Annotated in this window: 6 protein-coding genes and 1 other RNA gene; all 7 read right to left on the bottom strand. The window is 68.3% G+C overall.

Translation table 11 applies throughout. The features are described from left to right. Positions 1-376 precede the first annotated feature (376 nt). Positions 377-743: a transfer-messenger RNA gene (gene ssrA, locus ACOJSN_RS02290) on the bottom strand. Positions 744-856: 113 nt separating this feature from the next. Further along, positions 857-2710 carry a DUF2207 domain-containing protein gene (locus ACOJSN_RS02285; protein WP_420110889.1) on the bottom strand — a complete coding sequence of 618 codons (1854 nt, stop codon included), beginning with the start codon at positions 2708-2710 and terminating at the stop codon, positions 857-859. 69 nt (positions 2711-2779) lie between these two features. Beyond that, positions 2780-3262: an SsrA-binding protein SmpB gene (smpB, locus tag ACOJSN_RS02280; protein ID WP_420110890.1), complete on the bottom strand. Its 483-nt coding sequence runs from the start codon at positions 3260-3262 to the stop codon at positions 2780-2782. Positions 3263-3407: 145 nt separating this feature from the next. Continuing rightward, positions 3408-4841, bottom strand: a complete 1434-nt coding sequence (locus tag ACOJSN_RS02275) for a peptidoglycan DD-metalloendopeptidase family protein (protein ID WP_420110888.1) — start codon at positions 4839-4841, stop codon at positions 3408-3410. 11 nt (positions 4842-4852) lie between these two features. Further along, the gene (ftsX, locus tag ACOJSN_RS02270) at positions 4853-5767 is read right to left on the bottom strand and encodes a permease-like cell division protein FtsX (RefSeq protein ID WP_420110887.1); all 915 of its coding nucleotides are present in this window, start codon (positions 5765-5767) and stop codon (positions 4853-4855) included. Further along, entirely contained in the window at positions 5764-6459 is a 696-nt protein-coding gene (ftsE, locus tag ACOJSN_RS02265; protein ID WP_420110886.1) for a cell division ATP-binding protein FtsE, read from the bottom strand. The genes ftsX and ftsE overlap by 4 nt, the downstream gene beginning before the upstream one ends. Before the next feature lie 150 nt (positions 6460-6609). After that, positions 6610-7477, bottom strand: an 868-nt coding sequence (prfB, locus tag ACOJSN_RS02260) for a peptide chain release factor 2 (protein WP_420110885.1), incomplete at its 5' end; no start/stop codon positions are given.

The raw sequence follows: 7477 nt of genomic DNA, 5'->3' as shown, positions 1-7477 counted from the left end.
GCGGACGACCTGCGCAAGCAGCCCTGCCCAGGACCACGAACCGGTGGTCACGAGCGAGGTGCGTTCCGTGATCGCTTCGACCTCCCCGTCGCTGATCCAGCGCACCACCTCCGGAGTGGGTAGGTCGACCTCGAACTGGCCAACGCACGGCCAGCGGTCCTCGTGCTGCGCCCCCTTGCTTCGGACTGAGACCGCTCCGGCGTCACCTGGGTGATCGACGCGCAGGGAGAGCCTGCTCTCTGAGGGAGGGACCGAGCCGGCTGGGCGTCCGCTCCTGGGCGGCGAAAGTACCTCGGTGGGCGTTCCTCCTCCCGAGACCCGACACCTCCACACATGACACAAGCCACTCGCGCTGGCGCGCGGTGGCTTTGTCATGAGGTGGAGGTGGCGGGAATCGAACCCGCGTCCGACAGCGTGGAACCAGGACTTCTCCGGGTGCAGTCTGCTGATGAGTTTCTCGGCCCCAGCGATCACGCAGACAAGTCGCTGACGGGCTCAGTCACCTAGATGTTCAAGCAGCCCCGATGACGAGGACTACGAGCAGTGGCTTCCTAGATGACGCCAGGAACCGGGACGGAAGCTAGCCCGGGCTGACGGAGTTCTGGCTCGCTCAGGCGGCGAGGGCGAACTCGGTGCGCTTGGAATCGGCACCTATGGTTTTGCATGGAGCGTTGACGAGATGACCATGCATCCTCGACCCGCTTCTCCTGGAACGACAACCGTCGTCGAAACCGATCACCCCCCTGTTGAGTTGTCAAGCATCGCCTGAGCGGGCAAGCCCGCCGGTAGGCGACATCTCATGCTACCTGGCCAACGCCGTCGAGCCCCAGCTCATTCCCGTGAAGCCCACCGCAGCTCACCAGCCGCCGCCACCGCCACCACCGACGCCACCACCGGAGAACCCACCGCCGCCGGAGAAGCCGGACCCACCCGAGGAGGCGGGGGTTGCGGTCGCCACGGCGATGTCGGCGGCCGAGGTGAAGGAGCTGACCGCCTCGCCGAAGCCCGAGGACCACAGCATCACGGCCGGGGTGTGGCCCACGTACCAGCTCGGATTGGGCACCTCTCCGCCCTGCTTGGCGTACTCGGCGAAGATCCCCACCCAACGGCTCTCGAGCCCGAACGTCATGGCGTACGGGAGGTACTTGGAGAAGATGTCCTCGTCGGCCTCGAACTGGAGCGTGCGCGCCTCGGCGGTCTCGATGTACTTCTTGAAGCCGAGCGCCTGGGCGAGGACGGCGCTGCCGTCGGCGGTCCGGGCAGGCGCGTGCGGCGCCGCCACCAGCACAGCGACTCCCCCAAGGATCACAGCCACGCCAAGCAGCCCCCAGCCCGCGAGGAACGACAGCAACAACGTGGCCACCACGCCGGCCACGACCAGCAGGATCCCCATACCGATCCAGGAGTTCCGCACGGTCCGCGGTGAGTGCGTGAACCAGCCGCGGTTCACCATCTCCTCGTACAGCTGCTCCTGCGTGTCCGAGACGCCTTCGGCGAACCGGTTGCCGAGCTTGCTCAGCCGCTTCTTCTCACCGCTCGTGGTGAAGATGCTGCGCAGCAGCGTGCGCTCGAAGGGCTGCAGCTCGTCCCAGTCGGCGTCGAGGTTCCGGATCAGCCGCCAGTCGGGCTTCTTGGCGCCCTCGATCTCCTCGATCCGCAGATAGCCGCGCACCGCGAGATCGAAGATCGTCGCGGTGACGTCGCGGCGGTCGGCCCGCTCGTCGGTCAGCGTGCCCATCTCCCCCGGCAGCACGCCGGCCGGCGGCGTGAACTGCACGGTGACGGGAGTCTTCTTGCGCGGGCCCACACTCGCGCCACCCGCCGCCGGGACCAGGCCGGGCGTCACGCCCTCGTACGCGATGTCCCGGCCGCGGCGGCGTGCGAACACGGCCACTCCACCGACCGCGAGCACGGCGAGACCGGCGGCGGCAGGCACCACAGGCGTCCCGAGCCCGATGCCGTTCGCGAACGTGCGGCGGGGCTCCAGGATCGGCTCCACGCCCCCGAAACTGCCACCCGGGTACGAGACCACCACGCTCATCCCCTGGCCCTCGCGCAGCCGGTGCTGCTCGAATGTCGCCACGCCGTCGCTCACGCGGTAGGCGGAGCACTGGTTCGTCGAGCCCACCCGCCCCGTGTAGCAGGCGACCTGCTCGGGCAGCGCCGGCCCGGTCAGCCGCACCGACGCGTTCGAGATCGGCAGCTCGAACGCCGAGCCGATCACGTTCCAGTAGATCTCGTCCTCGCCGCCGGCCCCCACGCCGGAGTTCGGGATCCCGGCGACCGTGTACTCCACCACGTAGGTCTGCACGCCCGAGACGTCGTCGATGTCCTCGTCACCGATCCGGATGAGGAGCCCGTTGCTGCCCTCCTCGAGGTACTTGTCCGCAGGGGCACCGGTGGGTGAGCTCACCTCGACGTCGCTGATCTCGAGCACCCGGTAGTGGTCGGGATCGCCGGCGATCTCCTGACGCGTGATCAGGGTCAGGAACAGCCCGTGCCCGGGTGTGGAGGCAAAGTCGAGGTCGATCTCCTGCCGTACGGAGATCGTGCCGTCGGCCTGCGCGGTCGCCTCCACGGCGAACCGCGTGATCTCACGGTCACCCTGGTCGTCGTCGGCGCGCGCGGTGGAGGCAGGCAGCAGCACCACGGCCGCGAGGAGGGCCAACAGCAGGGAGGCCAGGAGCGTGAACGGTGCCCGACGAGTCATGCCCATCAGGCTAATCGGCCCTCGCCCTCGCGACCTCCGTCACCCGGCGGACAGACCTGCCCAGGCAGCTCATGCCCGACGGCGCAGGCTCATCTCGCGTTGTGCCTCGCGTTCGTCCTGCTGTCGCCGGAGGGTCTCGCGCTTGTCCCACTCCTGCTTGCCTCGCGCCGTCGCGATCTCGACCTTGGCGCGGCCACCGACGAAATACAGCTCGAGCGGCACGATCGTGTGCCCCTTCTCGCGGGTCGACTGCGCCAGCTTGTCGATCTCCGCCCGGTGCAGCAGCAGCTTGCGCTTGCGCCGCACGGCGTGGTTGGTCCACGTGCCCTCGGTGTACTCGGGGATGTGCACGCCCTCCAGCCACGCCTCGTTCCCGTCGACGGACACCCAGCCGTCCACGAGCGAGGCACGCCCCGCGCGCAGACTCTTGACCTCGGTGCCGGTCAGCGACAGGCCCGCCTCGTAGGTGTCATCGATGTGGTAGTCGTGCCGCGCCTTCTTGTTCCGCGCCACCACGTTCTTGACCGTGCGCGGATCGACCCCTGCCGGCAGCTTCTTCTTCTTGGCGCCACCCTTGACGTTGCTCACGACTTCCTCTCCTGCCCCGCCCCTGACGCGTGGCCGCTCCAGGGTAGGTCAGGCCCGACGGCGAAGGCTCACCATTTCGCCCTCAGCGCCACGTTCGCACCGGGTCAGCTCAGGAGATGTAGGGCAACGGGTTGACGGTGGCGCCGTTGCGCCACAGCTCGAGGTGCACGTGGCATCCGGTCACGTTGCCGGTGGCGCCGGTGTAGCCGATCGCCTGACCCTGCGAGACGCTCTGACCCACGCTGACCGCGAACCTCGACAGGTGGTTGTACACGCTCACCCACGAGTTGCCGTTGATCACGCCGTGGTTCACGAGCACCTGGTTGCCGTGGGTGCCGTTGCCTGCGGCGGGTCGCACCCCCACGACCGTGCCCGAGGCGACCGACATCTGCGCCTCGCCGCAGCCCGAGCGGAGGTCGACGCCCTGGTGGAAGAAGTAGCCACCGGTGATCGGGTACCACCGCATCCCGTAGCCGCTGGTCACGTAGAGGCTTCGGCTCAGCGGTGAGGCGAACGCGCCGGACGAGGATCCCCCACCGCCTCCGCCGCCGCCTCCGCCACCGGAGCCGCCGCCCGAGCCACCACCGCTGCCGCCGCCCGAACCGCCGCCGCCACTACCTCCGGAGCTGCCACCGGAGTTCTGCTGCGCAGCCTGGCGCTCGGCCTCACGCTGCCGCTCCCGCTCGGCCTTCTCGCGAGCCGCGATCGCCGCGATCTCGTCCTTGATCTCCTGCGAGATCCGGTCGTTCTCGGCCTCGAGGTCGGCCTGCTTGTCCGCGTAGTCCTCGCGCAGCTGCTCAAGCTCGGCGGCCTTGTCCTCCTGCTCGGTCTTCAGCTGCTTGATCTCCGACACCAGGTTCGCGGCACGCTGCCGCGCGACCTCCGCCGCCTCGACCGCCGTCTGCGCCTCGGCCTCCAGCTCGACAATGCGCTCCTCCACGGCGTCGAGCCGCACCTGCCGGTTGCGGTTGACCGCCTGCAGGTTCTCCAGGTCGCTCAGCGTCTGGTCCTGGGTCCGCAGCGCGGAGCTCATCGCCGAGTAGTCCTGGGCGAACTCCTCGGCGGAACCGGCACCGAAGATCAGTGACAACGTGCTCAGGCCGTCGCCACCTCGATAGGCCGTGCGGGCGACCTCGCCCATGGCGTTCTCGTTCTGCGCGATCTCGGTCTCGCCGCGCGCGATGTCCTCCTCGAGGTCGCTCTGCTGCTGCCGCGCGACATCCAGCCGGCCCTGCACCTCGCTGAGGTGCCGCTCCGCTGCCGCGAGCTCCTCGTTCGCGTTCACGAGCTCCTGCTCGGCGATCGGGAGTCGCCGGTTGATGTCGTCGAGCTCGAGGTAGGTCTCGGCGAGGTCGGCGTCGGTGCCTTCGAGCGCGGACTCGACCTCCTCACGCTCACGCGCGTTCTGTTCCTGCTGCTCCTCGAGATCGTCGAGGTCGTCGGCCGCTGCCGGCCCGATGGCCACACCGAGCAGCAGCAATCCGACGGCCAGACTCGCCGTCCTCCGCATCCAGGTCCCGCGGTGCCTACGTATCGCGGTCATGATCCTCAGCCCTACACCTTCGTATATCGACTCAAGGTGACCAACGAGCTGATGACAGCCAACCCGATCCCGATGGCGACCAGGATGGGAGCGATCGTCAGCACGTCGCCGGTATCGACGAACGGCATGAACCGCACAGACTCGGCCAGCCAGTCCTCGACGATGTAATGCACGCCCATCCACAACCCGCCGACGGCGAGCCCGGCTCCGATCAGCGCAGCGATCGCGCCCTCGAGCATGAACGGCAGCTGGATGAACAGGTTCGACGCGCCCACCAGGCGCATGATCCCGGTCTCGCGGCGCCTGCTCATGGCGGACAGACGAATGGTCGTGGTGATCAGCAGCACCGCCGTCACGGTCATCAGCACGGCGAGACCCACCGAGATCAGGGTGGCCCGGTTGAGCACCAGGAAGAGCGGCTCGAGGATGCTGCGCTGGTCGATGACCTGCTGCACGCCCGGTCGGCCCGAGAGCTCGTCGTAGATCAGTTGGTACTGCTCGGGGTCGACCAGCTTGACCCGGAACGAGTACTGCATCTGGTCCTCGGTGATGCGCTGGGCCCACTCCTGCTCACCGAAGCGCTCCTGGAACGCTTCCCAGGCCTGCTCCTTGGTCTCCAGGTAGACGGTCTGCACGTAGTCGGACAAGGCGTCGGACTCCAGCAGCGCCTGGATCTCGCCGCGCTGCTCCTCGGTGACCTCGCCGTCGGGACATGCCTGTGACGCCTCACCCGCCGGGCACAGGTAGACGTTGACCTCCACCCTGTCGTACCAGTCGTCCTTGGCCTTATCGACCTGCATCTGCAGCAGCACGGCCGCACCCACGAAGGTGAGCGAGATGAAGGTGACCAGCACCACCGAGACCGCCATCGCGATGTTGCGTCGGAGCCCGTTGCCGATCTGGGACAGGACGAAGCGGACCCTCATGCGTTCTCCCGTGCCCCGTAGACGCCGCGCGCCTGGTCGCGGACGACCTGGCCGTCCACGAGCTCGATGACGCGCTTGCGCATCTGGTCGACGATCTCCTGGTCGTGCGTGGCCATCGCCACCGTGGTCCCCGTGCGGTTGATCCGCTCCAGCAGCCGCATGATCCCGACCGATGTCTCGGGGTCGAGGTTGCCGGTGGGCTCGTCGGCCAGGATGATCGGGGGCCGGTTGACGAACGCGCGCGCGATCGCGACCCGCTGCTGTTCACCGCCCGAGAGCTGGGTCGGCATCCGCTTCTCCTTGCCTGCGAGCCCGACCATCTCGATCGTCTCGGGCACGGCGCTCATGATCTGGTGCCGCGGCTTGCCGATCACCTGCATGGCGATCGCGACGTTGTCGAAGACGTTCTTATCGTTGAGCAGTCGGAAGTCCTGGAACACCACCCCGATCTGGCGGCGCAGATGTGGCACCTTCCACGAGGAGATCCGCGACAGGTCCCGACCCGCGACGAACACACCACCCGAGGTGGGGCGCTCCTCGCGGTGCACGAGGCGCAGGAACGTGGACTTGCCTGAGCCGGAGGAGCCGACCAGGAACACGAACTCGCCGCGCTCGACCTCGACCGACACCTGGTCGAGTGCCGGTCGATGCCCGCGGGCGTAAACCTTGGAGACGTTGTCGAACCGGATCACTGGACTCTCGGCCGGGATCGACGACGGGGAAGTACAGGTGACCGGCCACCGCCCACGGTAGGCAGCGAACCCTGGGATCCGTGCCCGACACGCCGGGGCGGCCCGACCACGCAGGGCGAGCCACCGCCGTCGGGAAAGGGGGTTTTGGCGTCAGCTGGGGTTGTCGACCTGCTGGCGACGCCAGCGGATGCCGGCGTTGATGAAGTCGTCGATCTCGCCGTCGAACACGCCGGCGGTGTTGCCGGACTCGTGCTCGGTGCGCAGGTCCTTGACCATTTGGTAGGGCTGGAGCACGTAGGAGCGCATCTGGTCGCCCCAGGATGCCTTGACGTCGCCGGCCAGCTCCTTCTTCTTCGCCTGCTCTTCTTCCCGACGGCGGAGCAACAGTCGGGACTGCATCACCCGCAGGGCGGCGGCTCGGTTCTGGATCTGGGACTTCTCGTTCTGCATCGACACCACGATCCCGGTGGGGATGTGGGTCATGCGCACGGCGGAGTCGGTCGTGTTGACGCTCTGCCCGCCGGGGCCGGAGGAGCGGAACACGTCGACCTTGAGCTCGGACTCGGGGATCTCGATGCTGTCGGTCTGCTCGATCAGCGGGATCACCTCGACGGCGGCGAACGAGGTCTGCCGGCGGCCCTGGTTGTCGAACGGGCTGATCCGCACGAGACGGTGCGTGCCCGCCTCGACCGAGAGCGTGCCGAAGGCGTATGGCGCGTTGACCTCGAAGGTGGCCGACTTCAGGCCGGCTTCCTCCGCATAGGAGGTGTCCATGACCTTGGTGGGGGAGCCCTTGCGCTCGGCCCAGCGCACGTACATCCGCATGAGCATCTCGGCGAAGTCTGCGGCGTCGACGCCACCCGCGCCGGCGCGGATCGTCACCACGGCCTCGCGCGGGTCGAACTCGCCCGCGAGCAGGGTCCGGACCTCGAGGTCGGACATCGCGGCGCGCAACGAGGTCAGCTCGGACTCGGCCTCGGCGAGGACGTCGTCGTCGCCCTCCTCCTGCGCCATCTCC

Origin of the sequence: Pseudactinotalea sp. (assembly GCF_048594945.1) — a bacterium.
Classification (GTDB): domain Bacteria; phylum Actinomycetota; class Actinomycetes; order Actinomycetales; family Beutenbergiaceae; genus Pseudactinotalea.
The sequence above is the reverse complement of the archived record's forward strand: the minus strand, read 5'-3'. Positions and strand labels throughout refer to the sequence as shown.